18 protein-coding genes and 2 pseudogenes are annotated in these 18,483 nt (G+C 74.1%); 15 read left to right on the top strand and 5 right to left on the bottom strand.

Features of this window, described 5'->3' with window-relative positions:
* Positions 1 to 113: 113 nt before the first annotated feature.
* Together BUE44_RS17505 and BUE44_RS17500 are read left to right on the top strand one after the other, a co-directional pair.
* Positions 114 to 1,112 (top strand): alpha/beta hydrolase, encoded by a 999-nt coding sequence (locus tag BUE44_RS17505; RefSeq protein WP_073499349.1) that lies wholly within the window; start codon positions 114 to 116, stop codon positions 1,110 to 1,112.
* Positions 1,113 to 1,264: 152 nt separating this feature from the next.
* Entirely contained in the window at positions 1,265 to 3,523 is a 2,259-nt protein-coding gene (locus tag BUE44_RS17500; RefSeq protein ID WP_073499347.1) for an ATP-binding protein, read from the top strand.
* Between the two features lie 93 nt (positions 3,524 to 3,616).
* Here BUE44_RS17500 and BUE44_RS17495 read toward each other — a convergent pair whose 3' ends face one another.
* Entirely contained in the window at positions 3,617 to 4,336 is a 720-nt protein-coding gene (locus tag BUE44_RS17495; protein ID WP_073499345.1) for an alpha/beta fold hydrolase, read from the bottom strand.
* Positions 4,337 to 4,375: 39 nt separating this feature from the next.
* Positions 4,376 to 5,350 (bottom strand): alpha/beta hydrolase, encoded by a 975-nt coding sequence (locus tag BUE44_RS17490; protein ID WP_073499343.1) that lies wholly within the window; start codon positions 5,348 to 5,350, stop codon positions 4,376 to 4,378.
* Positions 5,351 to 5,917: 567 nt separating this feature from the next.
* Here BUE44_RS17490 and BUE44_RS17485 point away from each other — a divergent pair.
* From BUE44_RS17485 to BUE44_RS17475, 3 genes are all read left to right on the top strand, one after another.
* Positions 5,918 to 7,231: an MFS transporter gene (locus BUE44_RS17485; protein WP_407640032.1), complete on the top strand. Its 1,314-nt coding sequence runs from the start codon at positions 5,918 to 5,920 to the stop codon at positions 7,229 to 7,231.
* Between the two features lie 233 nt (positions 7,232 to 7,464).
* A complete protein-coding gene (locus BUE44_RS17480; RefSeq protein WP_073499339.1) occupies positions 7,465 to 7,656 on the top strand; it encodes a DUF2795 domain-containing protein in 192 nt (63 codons plus the stop codon).
* A 146-nt stretch (positions 7,657 to 7,802) separates the two neighbouring features.
* Positions 7,803 to 8,741, top strand: coding sequence for a polysaccharide pyruvyl transferase family protein (locus tag BUE44_RS17475; RefSeq protein ID WP_073499337.1), 939 nt, complete (start codon positions 7,803 to 7,805; stop codon positions 8,739 to 8,741).
* Positions 8,742 to 8,779: 38 nt separating this feature from the next.
* Here BUE44_RS17475 and BUE44_RS17470 read toward each other — a convergent pair whose 3' ends face one another.
* Positions 8,780 to 9,052, bottom strand: a complete 273-nt coding sequence (locus BUE44_RS17470; RefSeq protein WP_073499335.1) for a hypothetical protein — start codon at positions 9,050 to 9,052, stop codon at positions 8,780 to 8,782.
* A 293-nt stretch (positions 9,053 to 9,345) separates the two neighbouring features.
* Here BUE44_RS17470 and BUE44_RS17465 point away from each other — a divergent pair, with 293 nt between their 5' ends.
* Genes BUE44_RS17465 through BUE44_RS17455 form a run of 3 tightly spaced genes read left to right on the top strand, consistent with a single transcriptional unit; the run spans position 9,346 to position 11,923 of the window.
* Complete coding sequence (locus BUE44_RS17465) at positions 9,346 to 10,155, top strand: alpha/beta fold hydrolase (RefSeq protein WP_073499333.1); 810 nt, start codon at positions 9,346 to 9,348, stop codon at positions 10,153 to 10,155.
* The gene (locus BUE44_RS17460; protein ID WP_079189832.1) at positions 10,155 to 11,570 is read left to right on the top strand and encodes a PP2C family protein-serine/threonine phosphatase; all 1,416 of its coding nucleotides are present in this window, start codon (positions 10,155 to 10,157) and stop codon (positions 11,568 to 11,570) included. Before BUE44_RS17465 ends, BUE44_RS17460 begins: the two co-directional genes overlap by 1 nt.
* Before the next feature lie 8 nt (positions 11,571 to 11,578).
* A complete protein-coding gene (locus tag BUE44_RS17455) occupies positions 11,579 to 11,923 on the top strand; it encodes an STAS domain-containing protein (RefSeq protein WP_235002223.1) in 345 nt (114 codons plus the stop codon).
* Between the two features lie 61 nt (positions 11,924 to 11,984).
* Here the strand turns inward: BUE44_RS17455 and BUE44_RS17450 are convergent, their stop codons facing one another.
* Positions 11,985 to 12,155, bottom strand: coding sequence for a DUF5670 family protein (locus BUE44_RS17450; protein ID WP_031516930.1), 171 nt, complete (start codon positions 12,153 to 12,155; stop codon positions 11,985 to 11,987).
* Between the two features lie 194 nt (positions 12,156 to 12,349).
* On the opposite strand from BUE44_RS17450, the gene BUE44_RS17445 reads away from it, so the two are divergent.
* The 4 genes and pseudogenes from BUE44_RS17445 (at position 12,350) to BUE44_RS17430 (ending at position 15,268) form a co-directional block, all read left to right on the top strand.
* Positions 12,350 to 13,210, top strand: a complete 861-nt coding sequence (locus tag BUE44_RS17445; protein ID WP_073499329.1) for an STAS domain-containing protein — start codon at positions 12,350 to 12,352, stop codon at positions 13,208 to 13,210.
* Positions 13,210 to 13,560: pseudogene (locus BUE44_RS38565) on the top strand (STAS domain-containing protein); the annotation flags it as partial. The gene BUE44_RS17445 and the pseudogene BUE44_RS38565, both read left to right, overlap by 1 nt.
* A 158-nt stretch (positions 13,561 to 13,718) precedes the next feature.
* Positions 13,719 to 14,135 carry an ATP-binding protein gene (locus BUE44_RS17435; RefSeq protein WP_073499325.1) on the top strand — a complete coding sequence of 139 codons (417 nt, stop codon included), beginning with the start codon at positions 13,719 to 13,721 and terminating at the stop codon, positions 14,133 to 14,135.
* Entirely contained in the window at positions 14,132 to 15,268 is a 1,137-nt protein-coding gene (locus BUE44_RS17430) for an ATP-binding SpoIIE family protein phosphatase (protein ID WP_107415759.1), read from the top strand. Before BUE44_RS17435 ends, BUE44_RS17430 begins: the two co-directional genes overlap by 4 nt.
* A 144-nt stretch (positions 15,269 to 15,412) precedes the next feature.
* Here the strand turns inward: BUE44_RS17430 and BUE44_RS17425 are convergent, their stop codons facing one another.
* Positions 15,413 to 16,192 carry an SDR family oxidoreductase gene (locus BUE44_RS17425; RefSeq protein ID WP_073499321.1) on the bottom strand — a complete coding sequence of 260 codons (780 nt, stop codon included), beginning with the start codon at positions 16,190 to 16,192 and terminating at the stop codon, positions 15,413 to 15,415.
* Between the two features lie 44 nt (positions 16,193 to 16,236).
* On the opposite strand from BUE44_RS17425, the pseudogene BUE44_RS17420 reads away from it, so the two are divergent.
* The 3 genes and pseudogenes from BUE44_RS17420 to BUE44_RS17410 all read left to right on the top strand — a co-directional run bounded on the left by BUE44_RS17420 (position 16,237) and on the right by BUE44_RS17410 (position 18,476).
* Positions 16,237 to 16,933: pseudogene (locus BUE44_RS17420) on the top strand (alkaline phosphatase family protein).
* Positions 16,843 to 17,256, top strand: coding sequence for a phospholipase domain-containing protein (locus tag BUE44_RS17415; protein WP_235002221.1), 414 nt, complete (start codon positions 16,843 to 16,845; stop codon positions 17,254 to 17,256). Before BUE44_RS17420 ends, BUE44_RS17415 begins: the two are co-directional and overlap by 91 nt.
* A gap of 86 nt (positions 17,257 to 17,342) precedes the next feature.
* Positions 17,343 to 18,476, top strand: a complete 1,134-nt coding sequence (locus BUE44_RS17410) for a polyprenyl synthetase family protein (RefSeq protein ID WP_235002220.1) — start codon at positions 17,343 to 17,345, stop codon at positions 18,474 to 18,476.
* Positions 18,477 to 18,483: the final 7 nt, after the last annotated feature.

Raw genomic sequence — 18,483 nt, 5'->3', positions numbered from 1 at the left:
GTCCCCGCTGCCGGCGGCCGGGCCGCCCTGTGCCCCGGGTGACCCGGCGGCCGCTGCTCGGCCGTGCATCCCCGTACCAGCCATCCCCCTCGGCTCTCTCGACAGGAAACCGCGTGACCGAGTCCGCCCCTCCGTCCGCTCGGCACCCGGTCCTCGACCACCTCACGCGGGCCTTCGTGGACGCGCACACCTGCCCGCCGACGGCGTACGGCCCGGGCCCGGAACAGGCCCGGCTGGACCTCGCGCGTCTGCAGGGGACGGGCGACCGTGCCCCGGGCGAGGAGGAGGAGGCCACCTCCGCGGAGTGGTTCGCGCTGCCCGGCGGACCGACCGGCCACGTACGGGTCCAGGTGGTCAGACCGGCCGACAGCGCCGGAGAGATCCCCGTCGTGCTCTTCCTGCACGGGCTCGGCTGGGTCCTGGGCGACGCCGGCACCCACGAGCACCTGGTGCGTACGTTCGCTCTCGGTACGGACGCGGCCGTCGTCTTCGTCGACTACGAGCGCGCCCCCGAGGCGCGGTATCCGGTCGCCGTCGAGCAGTGCTACGCGGTCGCGAGGTGGATCTCCGAGCGCGGCGGCGAGATAGGTCTGGACGGCAGCCGGATGGCCGCCGTGGGCGACTCGGCGGGCGGCAACCTGGTGGCGGCGCTGACCCTGCTCGCCAAGGAGCGCGGAGGGGTGCGGCTGGTGCAGCAGGTACTGCTCTGCCCGGTCACCGACGCCGACTTCGACACCCCCTCCTACCAGGAGTTCGCCCAGGGCTACTTCCTCGGCCGCGAGAGCATGCGCTGGTTCTGGGACCAGTACCTGCCCGACGTACGGCAGCGCGGCGAGGCCACCGCGTCACCGCTGCGGGCCTCCCTGGAGCAGCTCACCGGACTCCCCCCTGCGCTGGTGGTCACCGGCGAGGCCGACGTCGTACGCGACGAGGGCGAGGCCTACGCGGCGAAGCTCCGTGCGGCCGGCGTCACGGTGGTCTCGCTGCGCTACCACGGGACGATCCACGGCTTCATGCTCCTCGGCCCGCTGCGCGGCACGGACGCCGCCCGCGCCGCCCTCATCCAGACCCTGGACACCGTGCACGTCGCCCTGCACCGGCACCGCGGCTGACACCTCCGTCCGGGTAGCCGCGGCCCGCCCCTCCTGTCCGGTCACCCCCCCCGGCCGCCGGCAGACCTCCGCCCCGCGTCCGGCTCGCCCCGTTCGGGGATAATGTCCGAAGAGGCAGGGCGGATGCGGGAGGCGGGAAGGACGTGGCGCGGGTGGCCGACGCGGGTGGCGCGGGGTTCGGGATCCTCCTGCGGCAGGCGCGTCTGGCGGCGTCGCTGACGATCGAGGCGCTCGCGGAGGCGTCAGGGGTGAGCGTCCGCGGGATCGGGGACCTGGAGCGGGGGCGGCGGGCGACTCCCCAGCGCGGGACGGTGGCCGCGCTCGCGGACGGCCTGGGGCTCGGCGAGGCGGAGCGGGAGCGGCTGCTGGCGGCCGCCCGGTCCGGCCGCAACCCCCGCCACGCTCCGGCGGGGCTGCTTGCTCTGCCCCGTGGCATCGACGACTTCGTCGGCCGGGAGGCGGAGCTGATACGGCTGGCGGCGCTGGCCGGGCGGCAGCCGACCGGGCTGCCGGTGGTGGTCGCGGTGTCCGGTCCGCCGGGAGCGGGCAAGACCACCCTGGCCCTGCACGCCGCCCGCGAGCTGGCCGACCGCTTCCCCGACGGGCACCTGATGGTCGACCTGCGCGGCATGGACGACGACCCGCCCGGCCCGGCCGAGCTGATGCTGCGCGTCCTCAAGGCGCTGGGGATCGCCGACCGGGACCTCGCGAAGGCCGGTCCGCAGGGCCACCCGGAGCTCTACCGGCAGGCGCTGGCCGAGCGGCGCTGCCTGCTGGTGCTGGACAACGGCCGGGACGAGGCCCAGGTCCGCCCCCTCCTGCCGAGCGCCGGTGCGGGAATGGTCGTGGTCACCAGCCGGAGGATGCTCACCGGCCTGGAGAACATCCACCGCCTGCCCATCGGCGAGCTGTCCCCCGCCGAGGCCACCGCCTTCCTCGCCTCCGTGGCCGGGCAGGAGCGGGCCGACGCGGACCCGGCCGCACTGGCCGAGGTCGCCAAGCGCTGCGCCCACCTGCCGCTGGCACTGCGGGTGGCGGGCAACTGGCTGGCCACCCGCACCGGTTGGACCGTACGCCGGCTCGCCGACCGGCTCGCCCTCGAAGAGCGCCGCCTGGAAACCCTGACCGCCGGCGACCTCCACCTCTCGGCGGCCTTCGAGCTGTCCTACCGCCAGCTCACCCCCGCCGCCGGCCGCCTCTTCCGCTTCCTCGCCCTGGTCGACGGCCCGGACTTCAGCGCGGCAGGCGCCGCCCAGCTGACCGGGCAGCACCTCTACGACGCCGAGGACGCCCTCGAGGAACTCGTCGAGACCGGCCTGCTGGGCACCGGCCAGGACCGCTACCGCCTCCACGACCTGCTGTGCCTGTACGCCCGCAGCCGGCTGCACGCCGAGGAGTCGGCCGAGGACATCGCGGCGGCCCGCACCGCGCTGCACGGCTGGCTGCTCGACACCGCCGTCGTCGCGGGCCGCTGGTACGAACCCGACCACGGCGCCCCGCCCCCCACCTGGCAGGGCGTCGTCGACCTGTCCACCGCCGGGAACGCCCGCGCCTGGCTGCAGGCGGAGGGCGCCAACTGGCTCGCCGCCTTCCGGGCCGCCGCCACCGCCGGGGACCACGCCACCGTGGTGGAGGTCGCCGAGGCCCTGCACTGGTTCTCCGACCAGTGGATCTTCTGGGGACACTGGCCCGAGGTCTTCGCCACCGCGGCCCGCAGCGCCCAGGCACTCGGCGACCCGCTCGTCGAGGCCACCCAGCTCAACTACCACGCCTGGGCCCTGCTGATCTGCGAGGGCCGCCACCACGACAGCCTCGACCGCTCCGCCCAGGCCCTTGCCGCCGCCCGGCAGGCGGCGGACCTCCCCCAGCAGGGCTGGGCCCGCTACTACAGCGCCTGGGCGCTCCGCCTGCTCGGCGACCACACCGCGGCGGCACATCACCACCGCGAGGCGGCACGGCACTTCGAGGCGGCCGGCGACCTCCACGGCACCCTCCAGGCGGTGAGCGCGCGAGCCCACGCCCTTCTCCTGGCGGGCCGGTACGAGGAGTCCGTCACGGAGGCCGTGCGCATCCTCGCCTTCCTCCAACACGCCGGGGACCGTATCGAACCGCATATCGCCGCCATCGCCCGCGCGAACCTGCAGACGAACATCGGCCGCGCCCACGCCTCGCTCGAGCACTGGTCGGAGGCCGCCGGCCACCTGCGTACGGCCGTCGAACTCTGGCGCGACAGCGGCAACATCGGCATGGAGAGCCACGCCCTGATCCACCTGGGCAATGCCCTGCTGGCCACCGGGCAGCGGGAGCAGGCCAGGGACGCCTTCACCCGGTGCCTCGGTCTCGGCACGGCGGCCGACCCCGGCAGCGTCAGCCAGGCCCGCGAGGGGCTCGCGGCCCTCGACGCCCGCTGAGCGCTGCTGACACCGCTCAGTGCCGCTGAGCGGCGGACCGCCCTCGACGCGCCGGTCGGTTCCGGCCACGCCGGAGGCGGCCCTCGCGGTCGGTCAGCGGACGGCGCGGACGGCCTCGTCGATCAGTTCGGCGACGCGCTCGGGGTGCGCGAGCATCACCAGGTGCGAGGAGTCGACCTCGACGGTGGTCATGCCGGCCCGCTGGTAGCCGTAGCGCTCCACCTCCGGGTTGATGGTGTGGTCGGACGTGGCGACCAGGCCCCAGGAGGGCTTGGTCTTCCAGGCCGCGGCGGGGGCCGCCTCGCCGAAGGCCTGCGCGGCCAGCGGGCGTTGGGAGACGGCGAGGACGGCGGCGAGATCGGGATCGACGTCGGCCGCGAAGATCGCGGGGAACCTGTCGACCTGCACCGAGACGTCCGTACCCGGCTCGGCGCCCTCCACCGGGAAGGGGCTGTAGACCAGCGCCTCGGCCAGGTCGGAGTCGGGGAACCTCCCCTGGAGCTCGCCCAGGCTCTCGCCCTCCTGGAGGGCGTAACCGGCGAGGTAGACCAGCGCCTTGACGTTGTCCTCCACGCCGGCGACGGTGATGACGGCGCCTCCGTAGGAGTGGCCGACCAGGACGACCGGTCCGGGGATCCGGCGGACGATCGAGGCGATGTAGGCGGCGTCGCCGAGCAGGCTGCGGTTGGGAACCGCCGGGGCCACGACCTCCAGGCCGCGGGCGAGCAGTTCGGGAATGACTCGGGCGTAACTGGACGCGTCGGCGAAGGCGCCGTGGACCAGGACGACGGTCGGGCTGTCGGTACGCGGCATGGCGCACGTTCCTTTCGGGGCGGGGGTGGGGGTGGCGGGTCAGGCGGTGTGCAGGGCGGCGCGCAGGATGTGCACCGCCTGGGCGATGGCAGCCTCGGCGGCGTTCGTGCCGCGCAGCGCGTCGAGCATCACGAAGTCGTGGATGACGCCCTGGTAGCGGACGGCGGTCACCGGGACGCCGGCCTCGCGGAGCTTGTTGGCGTACGCCTCGCCCTCGTCGCGCAGGACGTCGGCCTCGCCGGTGATGACCAGCGCCGGCGGCAGGCCGGCGAGCTGTTCGGTGGTGGCCCGCAGCGGTGAGGCGGTGATCTCGGCCCGCTGGGCCGGGTCGGTGGTGTACTGGTCCCAGAACCACTGCATGCCGTCGCGGCGCAGGAAGTACCCGGTGGCGAACTGGTGATAGGACGGCGTCTCGAACGAGGCATCGGTCACCGGGTAGAACAGCACCTGCTGGGCGAGGTCCAGACCGCCGCGCTCCTTGGCCATGAGCGTCAGCGCGGCGGTCATGTTGCCGCCGACCGAGTCGCCGGCGGCGGCGATGCGGGTGGCGTCCAGGCCCTTGCCCGCACCGTCGGTGACCACCCAGCGGGCGACGGTCCAGTTCTGCTCGACGGCCACCGGGTAGCGGTGCTCAGGAGAGAGGTCGTACTCGGGGAAGACCACCGCGGCCCCGGTCCCCACCGCCAGCTCCCGCACCAGGCGGTCGTGGGTGTGCGCGTTGCCGAACACCCAGCCGGCGCCGTGGATGTAGACGATCACGGGCAGCGGGCCGGTCGCGCCGGCGGGCTTGACGATACGGGCGCGGACGGAGCCGGTGGGGCCGCCCTGGACGGTGATCCACTCCTCGTCGACCGCCGGCTTGGCGATATCCCCCGACTGCACCTCGTCGACCGCCTTGCGCCCCTCGGCGGGCGGCAGCTCGAACAGATACGGAGGGTTGGCGGTGGCCGCGGCGAAGTCGGCGGCGGCCGACTCCAGCACGGGCGCGGCGGGAGTGGTGAGGTCGTCAGCCATGGCTGTGTGTCTCCTGTGGGATAGGGGTCGGGCGGCCCGGGTCCGGGGCGCGACGCCGGGCGTCCGGCCGGGCGAAGAGCGGCAGGCTCGAATCGAACGCTAGGGGCGTTCCGCCCCGCCTCCTTGCCTGCCGGTGCCCTGCTTCTGACCTGTCCGCGCCCCACCCGCCCGCCGCCGCGCAGTCCGCCCCGCGGCGGACGGGTCGCCCGTCCTGGCGCGGCGGTTCCGGGGGCTCGGACATGTCGGTGCCGCTGGGCTCCCTGGGCGGGCACAGGCTGTGACCAAAGCCACCCGGGGGTGGACGGGGTTGGTGCGTAAGGGAGTTGGGGCGGTGGGGGTGCCGGTGGGGGAGGGGGAGAGGGTGTCGGGGATGTCCGGTAGGTGACAATTGCCGGAGCCGCTTCGCAGCTTCTGCGTCGGTGCCGGTTCGCCGGCGTGCAGGAATCGGCCGGGGAGGCCTCGTCTTCCGCCGGACAACCGGACTGCGTCTCCGCTCCGCCTCCCCAGGCCCTGAACGAAGACTTCTCTGTGCTCCTCTCCTCCTCGTCCAAGAAGCCCGTGCGCCCCGTGCGCCCCGTGCGCGGCGCCGGCAGCCCCTGGCGATGCCTGCGGCACTCCGGCATGCGCTGGTGGTCCGCGGCGAACCTGGTCTCGAACATCGGCACCTGGATGCAGATGACCGTCCAGAACCTGCTGGTGCTCCAGATCACGCATTCCGCCGCCATGACGGGCCTGTCCATCGCCGCGCAGGCGGCTCCCGGGCTGCTGCTCGGCCCGCTGGGCGGCGCGCTGGTCGACTCGTGGCCCCGCCGGCGGGTCGCCGCCGTGAGCCAGGCCGCCCTCGCGCTGGTCGCCTTCGTCACCGCGGTGCTCGTCGGCGGGCACATGCTCGGCGTCGGGGCGCTGCTCGGGCTCGCGGTGGTCACCGGGCTGATCGCGACCCTCGACGGGCCCGCCTGCGCGCTCCTCGGCAACGACCTGGTGCCCGAGCGGGACGTACCCTCCGCCATCGCGCTGGGCTCTGTCGTCTCCAGCGCGGGGCGGCTCGCCGGTGTCGCGCTGGCCGGCGTCGTCGTGGCGCTGTCCGGGCCCGCGGCGGCCTATGCGGCGAACGGGGTCTCGTTCCTCTGCGTGGCCGCCGTCATCCCCTTCCTCCGACCGCTGCCGAAGGCGTCCGCGGCCTGTATAGCGGAGGCACCGACGCGGGAGCCGGCCCCCGCCGGCGGCACCCGCCAGGGGCTGCGCTACTTCAGGAACAACCCCCGGCTGATGCGCCTGGCCGGGATCACGGCCCTCAGCTCCGTCTTCGGCCGGAATTACACCCTGACCCTGGCGGTCCTGGTGACCGGCCCGCTGCACCGGGGGCCCGCGGCGTTCGGCGCCGTCTCGACCGCGCTGGCCCTGGGCGGGGTGGCGGGCGCGGTGCTGGCAGGCCGGCTGCGCCGTGCCTCCGTAGGGATCGTCGGCACGCTCGCGGCCGTCGGCGCCCTGATGCAGGTCGCCGCGGGCCTCGCACCGACGGTGCCGGCGCTCATCGTGCTGGTGGTGCCCATGGCGGTGGCCGAGTCGGTGTCCGACACCGCGGGTGCCTCCGTCCTGCTGACCCATCCGCCGGCCGCCCTGCGCGGCCGGGTGCTGGGCGTGTGGCGCAGCGCCAGCACGGTGTGGACGCTGGCCGGGCCGCCGCTGCTCGGGCTGATGCTGGAGTACGCCGGTGCGCGCGGCGCCCTGGTGTGCGGTGGCCTGCTCATCGCGGGCGGCATCGCAGCCGGCTCCCTGCGCCAGGACAGGGCGGCCGTACGCGGGCACCTCCGCGCGGTCGTACCCGCCCGGTTGCGCCGGGCCGATCCGGTCGTCCCCGAGCTGACGCCCGTCGCCTGACGCCCGCGCCCGCTCCCCTCACGCGCGGGCGTCCCCTCCCCTCACGCGCGGGCGCCCGCTCCCCTCACGCGCGGGCGCCCGCTCCCCCCCACGCGCGGGCGCCGCGCCGGAGCGAATGTTCCCGGATGATCTCGTTTCGTCCGCTCCAGGCGGGTATCCGTTCAGGGTCGCCGCCCGGCAGTGCGGAACGGTGCGGAGCGGCGCGTCAAGCGAAGCGAGAAGGGACGGAACCCATGGCCGACATCAGCCCCGTAGAGCTGCAGAAGGCGCTCAAGGGCGCCGAGTACCCGAGCGAGCGGGACGACCTGGTGAAACTGGCGCGGAGCAACCACGCAGACAGCAAGGTCGTCGACAAGCTCTCCTCCGCCGGAACGAAGCGTTTCGACGGGCCGAACGACGTCCAGAAGGCGGTCTTCGGGGAGTAACGCCTCTCAGGACCGCCCGGCCCGGCCCGGTGCTTCGGCGCACGCCTGCCAGCTGCGTGCGCGGTCGCGGCCGGCCGGTCGCTGTTCCGTCACGGGCGAGGGCCGGCCGGGAGCGGCGGCCCGGCGACAGCGAAAGGACTGGTGGCGTGGCATCCTCGACGGCCGGGCGGGACAAGGTCGCCCTCACCGGATGGTTCAGCTTCACCGACGGTGAGGTCACGGCGGGTGACCTGCTCTCGCTCGACGCGGTCCGTGCCGCGCTCGACGCGGCGGGCATACCGTACGAGGTCTTCTGGAGCCCGGTCTTCCACCCCGCCGGGCCGGCGCTGGCGGACCTGCCGCGGCCCGCCCCGCACAGCCGTATGGTCTTCGTCTGCGGTCCCGTGCACGGCGAGCAGGTCGAGGACCTGCACAGCGCGTTCGCCGCGAGTGCCAGGTACGCCGTCGGCGTCTCGGTGGTCGACCCGCGGAGCCCCGCCGTCACCGGCTTCCACCGGGTCCTCGCCAGAGACACCCCGGACGCGGAGGGTGTCGCCGCCGACCTGTCGTTCGAGGCGCCGCCCGCACGGCGGCCCCCTCCCGTGGCCGGCGTCGTCCTCACCGGCGGTCAGGGCGAGTACGGGCCCCGCAGGCGCCACGACGAGGTGACGCACGCCGTGCTCGACCGGCTCCGCGGCATGGACGCGGCGCTGGTCCGCCTCGACACCCGGACCTCCACCGCCGAGTGGGACCTGCCGTCGACGGCCGAGCAGTACGAGGCGGTGCTGCGGCGAATGGACGTCGTCGTCACCAACCGGCTGCACGGCCTGGTCCTGGCGCTGCGGTGCGGGATCCCGGTGCTCGCCGTCGACCCGGTCGACCGGCGGGCGAAGCTGAGCGCCCAGGGGCGGGCCCTGTCGTGGCCCGCCGTGCTCACCCCCGACGAGGTGGGCACGCCGGCCTTCGACCGGTGGTGGTCCTGGTGCCTCACCGAGGGCCGGGACCTCGCACGGGCCCGCCGGGACGCGGCGGCCGGCGGGGGGCGCGGCGCCCTGACGGCCGACCTGCTCGACCTGCTGGCGCAGCCGGTGCCGCTGGCCGGCTGAGCAGCGCCACCCCGTCCGCAGCCCGGGAGGCGACTCGCTCAGGCGGCGGCGATCGCCTCGTCGCACTCGCGGCAGAAGGAGTTCACCCCGACGGGCGGGTACCAGGTCTCGAACGGGTCCAGGGGCTGGTCCTGCGGGTGCTTCACCAGGTCGTCGGTCTCGAGCCCGCACAGGGTGACCGGGCCGGGCAGCCCGTGGTCGCCCTCGGCCGGTGCGGCATGGACCGGGCCGATCCCTTCGGCGGAGCCCACCCCTCCGAACGACTCCGTCCGCTGCTTTGCCGGCTCGTACACGACCGCGTATCCGTTCATGGCGCCGACGCTAGCCACACAGCCGCGGGGTTGCCTGCGCTCACGGCCATCCGTGCCGCATGACCGGCTGAACGGCCCCGCGGCCAAGGCATCGGGGTCCCGGTGTTCGACCGAGGGGGCGAGAGGCACCGCTCCGTTCGGGCGTGCGGGGGCCTCCTGGCCCCTGCGCTCCCGGCCGTGGGGGAACTGCGGGCTGCTGCGGGTGGGTGGTCCGCCGGAGGCGGGGTGCCTTTTGGCGGAGGTGGCCGGTCGATGGCCCGCTGCTGTCGGGTGAGGCGTGGGACGATGTTGGTATGGACGCAGTCGGCAGGAACAACGTCACGGTCACCGGGCGGCGGGACGGGCCGGTGGTGATGCTCGCGCACGGGTTCGGCTGTGATCAGAACATGTGGCGGCTGGTGCTTCCGGCGCTGGCCGAGCGCTTTCGGGTGGTGCTGTTCGACTACGTCGGCTCTGGCCGGTCCGACCCGTCCGCGTGGGACGGGGAGCGCTACTCCTCGCTGGAGGGTTACGCCGGGGACGTACTGGACATATGCGACGAGCTGGATCTGACCGACGTGGTGTTCGTGGGGCACTCGGTCAGCGCGATGGTCGGGGTCCTGGCCGCGGGGCGGCAGCCGGAGCGGTTCGCCAAGCTGGTGATGGTCGCGCCGTCCCCCCGCTACGTCGACGACCCGGCCACCGGCTACACCGGCGGATTCACCGCGGACGACATAGACGAGCTGCTCGAGTCGCTGGAGTCGAACTATCTGGGCTGGTCGGCCGCCATGGCGCCGGTGATCATGGCGAATCCGGAGCGTCCCGAGCTGGGGCAGGAGCTGACCAACAGCTTCTGCGCGACCGACCCGGCCATGGCCGCGGTGTTCGCGCACACGACCTTCCTGTCCGACTCGCGGGCGGACCTGGGATCGGTGAGCGTGCCCACGCTGGTCCTGGAGTGCGCGCAGGACGTGATAGCCCCCCGGGAGGTGGGCGCGTACGTGCACGCGGTCATACCCGGCAGCCGGCTGGTCACCCTGGACGCCACCGGGCACTGCCCGCAGCTGAGCGCCCCGGAGGCCACCGCGCGGGAGATCGTCGCCTTCGCCGGGTCACCCCGGTGATGTGCGGGACCTCCGACGGCGACCCCGACCTGGACACCGGCATCGTCACCGGCACCACCGGTGCCGGGACGGGCACGAGCGTCGGCATCGGCACAGGCAGCGGGAGCGGCACCGGGGAGGAGAGCGTGGACGACGCGGAGCGCGCGCAGTTCTCTGCGCTGCTCGAGGACAGCGCCGAGGACCTGTACGAGCACGCGCCGTGCGGGTACCTGTCCACGCTGCTGGACGGGCAGATCGCCAAGGTCAACGCCACCCTGCTGGCCTGGCTCGGCTACACCCGCGCCCAGCTGGTGGGCCGCAGGCGCTTCGCGGACCTGCTCACCGTGGGCGGCAAACTTTACCACGAGACGCACTTCGCGCCGCTGCTGGCCATGCAGGGCAGGCTGTCCGGGATCGCCCTGGAGCTCAAGTGCGCCGACGGCAGCCGCCTGCCGGTCCTGGTCACCTCGGTGGTCAAGACCGGCACCGACGGGGAGCCGCTGCTGATCCGTACCACGGTCTTCGACGCCCGCGACCGCCGCGCGTACGAGAAAGAGCTGCTGCGCGCCAGGAAGCAGGCCGAACAGGCGGGCGAGGACGCCGAGCAGGCCCGCGCCGAGGCCGAGACCGCCCACCAGGGCGTCGAAGCCGAACGCGCCCGCCTCCAGCGGGTCGTCAGCATCCTGCAGAAGAGTCTGCTGCCGCCCGAGCTGCCGCGGATGCCCGGCCTGGACGCGGCCGCGTATTACCACCCCGCGTCCGTCGACGTCATCGGCGGGGACTTCTACGACCTCTTCCCCCTCGACAAGGGGCGCTGGGGCTTCTTCCTCGGCGACGTCTGCGGCAAGGGCCCCGAGGCCGCCGCGGTCACCTCGCTGATCCGCTACACCCTGCGCGCCGCCTTCCTCGTCGACAGCGATCCCGTCCACACGCTGGCCACCCTCAACGCGGCGCTGCACGAGCGCTTCACCGGCAGCGACCCCCGCTACTGCACCGCGATCGCCGGCACCCTCACCCCCGGCGGCGAAGCCGGCGCCGTCACGGTGGGATTGGCCGGCGGCGGCCATCCGCCCGCGCTGCTGCTGCGCGCCGACGGCACCGCCGACTTCCTGCCGACTCCCGGCGGCATGCTCCTCGGCGTCCTGGCGGACCCCCAGCTCACGTCCGCGACCACCCTCCTGCGCCCTGGGGACACGATGCTGCTCTACACGGACGGGCTGACCGAAGCCCGTACCCGAAGCGGCCCCCGCTACAGCGAGGAGGACCTGCACGCCTTCGTCGCCGACCTGGCCCCCGCCGGCGCGCAGACGACCGTCGACGCCGTGCAGCGTCTGCTGGGCGGTTTCGGCGAAGGCCTCGACGACGACACCGCCCTGCTCGCTCTCGGCGTCCCCGCAGCCCGCACCGCGGCAGCGAACCCGGGCGCCGCGCGATGACGACCGGGATGACCCTCTCCAGCGGGCAGACCGCCACCGGGCCGCTGCTGAGCGTGGCCGGGGACCTCGACCACCGCAGTGCCGGCGTGTTCCGCGCTGCCGTGAACGCCCTCGCCCTGCTGCCGGGGCAGCTGCTGACCGTCGACCTGTCCGCTCTGGCCTTCTGCGACTCCAGCGGCATCACGGCCCTGATCAGCGGGCGCAACAACGCCCGGGCAGCCGGCGCGGACGTCGCCCTGGTCCGCGTGCCGCCGAGCACCGTCCGTATCCTGCGCATCCTCGGCCTGGACCAGGTCTTCCGTGTCGACCCGGCCCCCGCCCCTGGCTCCGCGCCCGACCCCGACCCGGTCTGAACGACGGAAGGGTGCCGCCCGATGAACGGGCGGCACCCTCCGACGGCTTTCGTTTTCGCCGCTACCAGCGATACCAGCGGCCCCGGCCACCGCTGGAGTGGGTGCCGCGCATGACGAATCCCAGCAACCACAGGACAAGCACGACGACGGCGATCCACCACAGAAGGTGGAGTGCGAATCCCGCACCGAAAAGGAGCAGTGCGAGCAGAAGAACAACGAGCAACGGTCCCATGATTATCAACCTCCGAGGGGCCGCCTGCCCGTGGATGCGGCGCCCATGCGCGAAGACCCGCACCCGGTTCGCACACGCGTTCCGCTCACCTCGGGTGATCGCCGCCCCGCGGCCGCCGTCCCCGCACGGCCGGTGCTCCCACCCTGATGGCCTACAGTGCAGGAGAGACCGTCCGGTCTCCGTTACGGAGCAGGATGTGTCGTGTGGCTTCTGAAGGTATCCCCGCGCGGCTGACCGCGTTGCTGTCGGCCCGCGGTGCGGACCTGGGCGTCAGCTGGGCGGACAGCGTGACCGCCTCGCTGGGCGGGCGGATCACCCGGGCGGAGGTCGAGCGGGAACTCGACGAGATCTACACCGCACTGGTGGCCGCGCTCGGCCGCGGCAGCCTGGACGCGCGCGGGGAGGCCTTCGGGGAGGTCCGCGCGCTGCTCACCGAGCTGTCGCGCAACCGGGCACGACAGGGCTTCTCCCCGGTCGAGACCGCGGTCGGCGTCTTCGCGCTGAAGGAGGTCCTTGAGCCCTCGCTGTCCGGCGCGGACGGCGACGTCGAGGCGTACCTGCGATTCGCCGGGCTCCTCGACGCGCTGGGCCTTTTCACCATGGAGGTCTACTCGCGCACCCGTGAGGACCTGATTAGCGCGCAGGCCGAGCAGCTGCTGGAGCTGTCGACGCCGGTGGTGAAGCTCTGGGACGGGGTGATCGGTGTTCCCCTGGTCGGCACCCTGGACTCGGCGCGCACCATGGTGGTGATGGAGAAGATGCTGCAGGCCCTCGTCGACTCCGAGTCCGAGCAGGCCATCATCGACATCACCGGTGTCCCCGCGGTGGACACCGAGGTCGCGCAGCACCTGCTGAAGACCGTGGTGGCGGCCCGGATGATGGGCGCCGAGTGCACGATCTCCGGTATCCGCCCGCAGATCGCCCAGACCATCGTGGCGCTGGGGATCGACTTCGGCGACATCGTCACCAAGGCGACCCTGGCCGACGCCCTGCAGCACGCGCTGCGCCGCTCAGGTGTCGTCCTGACGCGTACCGCCCCCGTGGCCGGCAGCTGATGAGCGAGCGGGTCCCCGTCCTGCGGATCGGGCAGGTGCTGCTGGTGTCGCTCCAGACGGACCTGGACGACCAGGCGGTGACGCTGCTCCAGGACGACCTGGGGACGAGGGTGGTCGAGACCGGCGCGGACGGGGTGGTCATCGACATCAGCGCGGTGGAGATCGTCGACTCCTTCGTGGGCAGGATGCTGGCGACGATCGCCGCGGTCGCACGCCTGCTGGGCGCCAGGACCGTCGTCGTGGGCATGCGCCCGGCCGTCGCCATCACCCTGGTGGAACTGGGCCTGTCGATGGGCGGCGTGCAGACCGCGCTCACCTTGGAGAAGGGCCTGCGCAAGCTGGAGCCGGCCCGGCCCGGCGTGCGGGGAGGCGCCTTGCGGGCAGGCGCGGAGGCCTCGGTGGAGACCTTGCCGGCAGACGCGGACGCCGTGGTACGTGAGGGCGCCGGCACCGTGGACCCGGCGGCGGGGAGCGGGCGCCAGGGCGTACCGCCGGATATCGCGGCAGGATGGTGAACGCGACCCTCCGCGGCCCCGAGGTCCTGGGCATCCGCGCTGTCGCCGGAGTGGTGCGGGCCCGCCAGTTGGTGCGGGCGTTCGCCCAGGAGTGCCGGCTGAGCCTCGTGGAGCAGACGAAGTTCGTCACGGCCGCCAGCGAACTGGCCCGCAACACCCTGGTGCACGGCGGCGGCGGATCGATGACCGCCGCCATGGTCGAGGAACGCGGGCGGCGGGGAGTGCAGTTGGTGTTCGCCGACCAGGGGCCCGGCATCGCGGACGTGGACCTCGCCCTGACCGACGGCTGGTCGTCCGGCGGCGGGATGGGCCTGGGCCTGCCGGGCTCCAGGCGGCTCGTCGACGACTTCTCCCTCGACACCGCGGCGGGGCACGGAACGACGGTGTCCATCACCAAGTGGGCCCGATGACGCCCCCCGGTCCCGCACCGCTGGTCCAGTGCGAGGACGTCGCGTGGTTCCGCGACCAGACCGGCGGCGCGCGCGGCGCCGCGGCCGCCCTCGGCCGGCGGGTCGGCCTCGGGGAGGAACGCACCGCGCAACTGGTCCTGGCGGTCGCCGAGTTGGTTACCAACGCCGACAAATACGCCGTCGACGGCTCCCTGCTGCTGCGAGTGCTGCGCCAAGGAGACGTCGCGGGAGTCGAGGTGCTGGCCGTCGACGGCGGTCCCGGCATGGCGGACGTGTCCGCGGTGCTGCGGGACGGGATGTCCACAGGCGGCAGTCTGGGCATCGGCCTGGGCGCGGTGAAGCGGCTCGCCGACCGCTTCGACATCCACTCACGGCCCGGGACCGGCACCGTGGTGCTTGCCCGCTTCTGGCCTCGCCCCACGCCCCCCTCGGCGGCGGGCGAGTGCCCCGTCGCGGGGATCACCCGGCCGATCGGCGGTGAGGAGGTCTGCGGCGACGCGTGGGCCGCGCGTGCCGACACCCTCGACGGCGAGGATCCGCCCGACGAGGCGGGCGGGCTCGCCGGCCGTCCCGCCGAGGGCGCGCAGGGCGTGGGCCGTTCCGGTCTGTTCCGCCCGCCGGACGCGGGGCCGGGCGGCGGCCTGCTGGTCATGTCGTGCGACGGGCTGGGCCACGGCCCGCTGGCGTCCCTGGCCGCCCAGGCGGCGGTGCAGGCCTTCCACACCAGTACCGCACGCACTCCCCAGCAGGCCGTCGAGGACATCCACAAGGCCCTGCACGGTACGCGCGGTGCCGCGCTGGCCGTCGCCCGTATCGAGCCCGACGGCCGGACCCTCTTCTGCGGCGTCGGGAACATCACGGCCGCCCTGGTCACCGCCACGACCCGTACGAACCTGCTCTCCCACCCCGGCATCGTCGGCCACCAGATGCACCAACTGCGCAGCTACGAATACCGCTTGCCGCCCCACGGGGTCCTGGTGATGCACTCCGACGGGCTCAGCCACCGCTGGACCCCGGACGACCTGGCGGGCCTGCTGCACCACACCCCAGCGGTGATCGCCGCGGGCCTGCTGCGCCAGGCCGGGACCCGGCGCGACGATGCCGGCGCGGTGGTGGCCAAGGCGTCGCGGTGAGCACCGTGCGGGCCGGGGTACGCCACCCGCCGGCCGGGCCGGCCGGGCGGCAGGGCAGGGCGCCGGGGCTCCGCGGTCACCGCCCGCACCCGGTGGCCGGGGGCGGTGTCAGATCGGGCGGCTGACGGCCGGGTGTGGGGCCGGTCAGCCGGGGAGGAGTTGCTGGCCGCCGTCGATGTCGTAAGTGGCGCCGGTGAGTGCCTCGTTGCCCATGATGTGCAGGGCGAGGGCGGCGACGTCGGCCGGGACGACGACCCGGCGGATGGGGAGGGTGGCGCGCAGCTCCGCGCGTCGGGCTTCGAGCCGGTCGCCGAGCAGGGAGGCGGACAGGGGGGTGTCGACGAACCCCGGGGCGATCAGGTTGGCCCGGATCGGGGCGAGTTCGAGAGCCAGGTTGGCAGTGAGGGCCGGGAGGGCCGCGGTCATGGCCGCCACCACGGACAGGCCGACGTCGGGGCGGCGGCCGCCGGTGCCGCCGATGAAGAGCAGCGTGCCGCCGGGCCTGACCTTGTCGCGGGCGCCGAGGGCGACGCCCAGGGCCATCGACAGGCGCTGGGCGAACGCGCTGGTCGCCTCGGCGATGTCCATCTCGTCCAGCGGCATGTACGCCGGGTTCCCCGCGGTGAGCAGGACGTGGTCGACCGGGCCGGGGAGGTCGTGGAAGAACTGCGTGAGGCGGCCGGTGTCGGTCGCGTCGAAGGCGGCCGTGCCGACCGGCCGGAGTTCGCGGGCGGCTTTCTCGAGCCGTTCGAGGTTGCGGCCGACGAGCACCACGTCACCGCCTGCGGCACGCACCTGGCGGGCGGTCTCGTAGCCGATGCCCGCGCTGGCCCCGATCACCACCACGGTCTGGCCGGCGAAGCCGGCCGGGGGAGGCGTTCCGTGGACTCCTGGCTCGACTGGCTCAGCTGGCTCGGCGGTCATGGCTTACCTCCGCGGTCGCGTGACGCTGGCGGTCCGGTCCCCCCATGGTCGCGCGCGGGGGCGATGACCGCCTGTCGGCGGGAGGCCGCACGCAAAATCACAGGACGATAACAGGTCTGGTCCAAATGGTCTCGTTCGCCATGCAACAGGCGATGGCCGCCGCCCCGGCGGCCGGCACGATCGATGACGTCGAGCACGTGGTGGTCTTCATGCAGGAGAACCGCTCCTTCGACCACTACTTCGGCACGCTCAAGGGCGTACGCGGCTACGCCGACCGCTCGCGGCTGCGCTTCCCGAGCAACTCCGACGTCCTGCGGCAGACGTCGTCGGGGCCGTCCGGCGGGAACCTGGTGCTGCCGTGGCACCTGGACACCGCCAAGACCGACGCCCAGCGGGTGTCCGACCTCGACCACGGGTGGTCAGGGACGCACAAGGCGTGGAACAACGGGCTCCACAACAACTGGGCGCCCGCCAAGTCGGCCTACTCCATGGGCTATTACCGGCGTGCCGCCGACCAACTCCAACCGGCTCTACCAGTGGACCGGCACCGTCGACCCGGGCGGCACCAAGGGCGGCCCGGTCACCGACAACTCCGAGAAGGGCTACAGCTGGACGACCTACGCCGAGCGGTTGCAGGCGGCCGGCATCTCGTGGCGGGTCTACCAGCAGCAGGACAACTACGACGACAACCCGCTCGCGTGGTGTCCATCGCCCCGGCGGCGCCGCGGTCGCTGGTGCTGACCCTGACCAACGGCGGCTCGGTGGCCGTGACCTTCACCGTCGGCGCCAACGGCTGCACCGGAACGGGCGGCAGCACGACCGCCGTCGCCGCCGGCGGCTCGAAGACGGTCACCCTCGCACCGGCCTCCGACGGGCAGTACGACTACACGGTGACCGCCGACGTCGGCGACGGCTTCGCGCGGCGGTTCGCGGGACGCACGTACCCGTGGGACGCCGCCGCCGGGCGGTGGGACGGGTGGCGGGACCGGCGGCAGCGGTGGCGCGGCGCTGCGGCCGGTCCACACCAAGCCGGGGCCAATCCCCGTCGGCTTCCGGGGCAATAGGCGCGGCCTAGGATGCGTTCCGCGGTCCGGCGATCACCGCCGGGACGGCTGCACCGTTATGGAACTGCCCAACGGAGGTGACCGCCGTGGAGAACGTCGTAGTCGAACTGCCGCCGGACCTTGCGCCGTTGGAGGTTCCGGCCGCCGGGAAGGCGGAGGCGGCGCCGCCTCCGGCCGCCGCCGACGAGGAGGCCTGCGCCAGGCTGCTGGGGCGTGTCGACCGGCGGATCGAGGACCTGCTGAGCGCCGAAGCGGCGCGCTGGGGCGCGGTGGACGCCCGGGTGGCGGTGCCGGTCGCGGCGGTCGCCGAGCTCTTCGCGGCCGGCGGCAAGCGGCTGCGCCCGCTGTTCTGCGTCATCGGCTACCTGGCGGCCGGCGGCACCGCGGACGACGCCGGCGCGGACGCCGTCGTCGACGCCGCGGCGGCCCTGGAACTGCTCCAGGTCTTCGCGCTCATCCACGACGACATCATGGACAACTCCTCCAGCCGGCGCGGCGCCCCGACCGTCCACGCCCGGCACGCGGACGTCCACGCGCGGCGCGGCTGGGCGGGGGAGTCCCGCCGGTTCGGGGAGGGTGTCGCCATCCTCGCCGGGGACCTGGCCCTCAGCTACGCGAACCGCTTCGCGGGCCGGCTCGACGGCCCCGCCGCGCAGGTGTGGCACGAGCTGGTCACCGAGATGATCACCGGCCAGCAGCTGGACATCGCGCTGGCCGCGGAGGTGGAGCCGGACCCGGTGCTCGCCCGCTGGGTCGCCGTCGGCAAGTCCGGCCGCTACACCATCCACCGCCCGCTGGCCCTGGGCGCGGCCGTGGCCGGACGCCCGGGGCTGGACGCGGTCTTCGAGGCGTACGGGGTCGCGGCCGGCGAGGCCTTCCAGTTGCGGGACGACCTGCTCGACGCCTTCGGCGACCCGGCGGCGACCGGCAAACCGGCCGGGCTGGACCTGAGCGAGCACAAGATGACGCTGCTGGTCGCGCTGGCCGCGGCCAAGGACCCGCTGGTCGCCCGGCTGGTCGCGGACGGCCGCCGCGCCGGGTGGGACCCGGCCCGGCTGCGCGACGCGCTGCTCGCCTCGGGTGTCCGCGCGGACGTCGAGCAGCAGATCGACGCGCTGGTCGCGGACGCCCGCGCGGCGCTCGCGGACTCGCCGGTGCCGTACGGCTGGCGGCTGCGCCTTGAGGAGCTTGCCCACAAGGTCGCCTACCGCGACCGCTGACGGCGGC

This window comes from Actinacidiphila paucisporea, from assembly GCF_900142575.1.
Classification (GTDB): Bacteria; Actinomycetota; Actinomycetes; order Streptomycetales; family Streptomycetaceae; genus Actinacidiphila; species Actinacidiphila paucisporea.
Note: the sequence above shows the minus strand (reverse complement) of the source record. Positions and strands in the feature narration are given on the sequence as shown.

What these genes read in the sequence shown, in the direction of transcription:
- BUE44_RS17480 (WP_073499339.1), top strand. Translation starts at nt 7,465, where the DNA reads ATGGCCGACATCAGCCCCGTAGAGCTGCAGAAGGCGCTCAAGGGCGCC.
- BUE44_RS17465 (WP_073499333.1), top strand. Translation starts at nt 9,346, where the DNA reads ATGGACGCAGTCGGCAGGAACAACGTCACGGTCACCGGGCGGCGGGAC.
- BUE44_RS17455 (WP_235002223.1), top strand. Translation starts at nt 11,579, where the DNA reads ATGACCCTCTCCAGCGGGCAGACCGCCACCGGGCCGCTGCTGAGCGTG.
- BUE44_RS17460 (WP_079189832.1), top strand. Translation starts at nt 10,155, where the DNA reads ATGTGCGGGACCTCCGACGGCGACCCCGACCTGGACACCGGCATCGTC.
- BUE44_RS17435 (WP_073499325.1), top strand. Translation starts at nt 13,719, where the DNA reads ATGGTGAACGCGACCCTCCGCGGCCCCGAGGTCCTGGGCATCCGCGCT.
- BUE44_RS17495 (WP_073499345.1), bottom strand. Translation starts at nt 4,336, where the DNA reads ATGCCGCGTACCGACAGCCCGACCGTCGTCCTGGTCCACGGCGCCTTC.
- BUE44_RS17450 (WP_031516930.1), bottom strand. Translation starts at nt 12,155, where the DNA reads ATGGGACCGTTGCTCGTTGTTCTTCTGCTCGCACTGCTCCTTTTCGGT.
- BUE44_RS17425 (WP_073499321.1), bottom strand. Translation starts at nt 16,192, where the DNA reads ATGACCGCCGAGCCAGCTGAGCCAGTCGAGCCAGGAGTCCACGGAACG.
- BUE44_RS17430 (WP_107415759.1), top strand. Translation starts at nt 14,132, where the DNA reads ATGACGCCCCCCGGTCCCGCACCGCTGGTCCAGTGCGAGGACGTCGCG.
- BUE44_RS17470 (WP_073499335.1), bottom strand. Translation starts at nt 9,052, where the DNA reads ATGAACGGATACGCGGTCGTGTACGAGCCGGCAAAGCAGCGGACGGAG.
- BUE44_RS17445 (WP_073499329.1), top strand. Translation starts at nt 12,350, where the DNA reads ATGTGTCGTGTGGCTTCTGAAGGTATCCCCGCGCGGCTGACCGCGTTG.
- BUE44_RS17490 (WP_073499343.1), bottom strand. Translation starts at nt 5,350, where the DNA reads ATGGCTGACGACCTCACCACTCCCGCCGCGCCCGTGCTGGAGTCGGCC.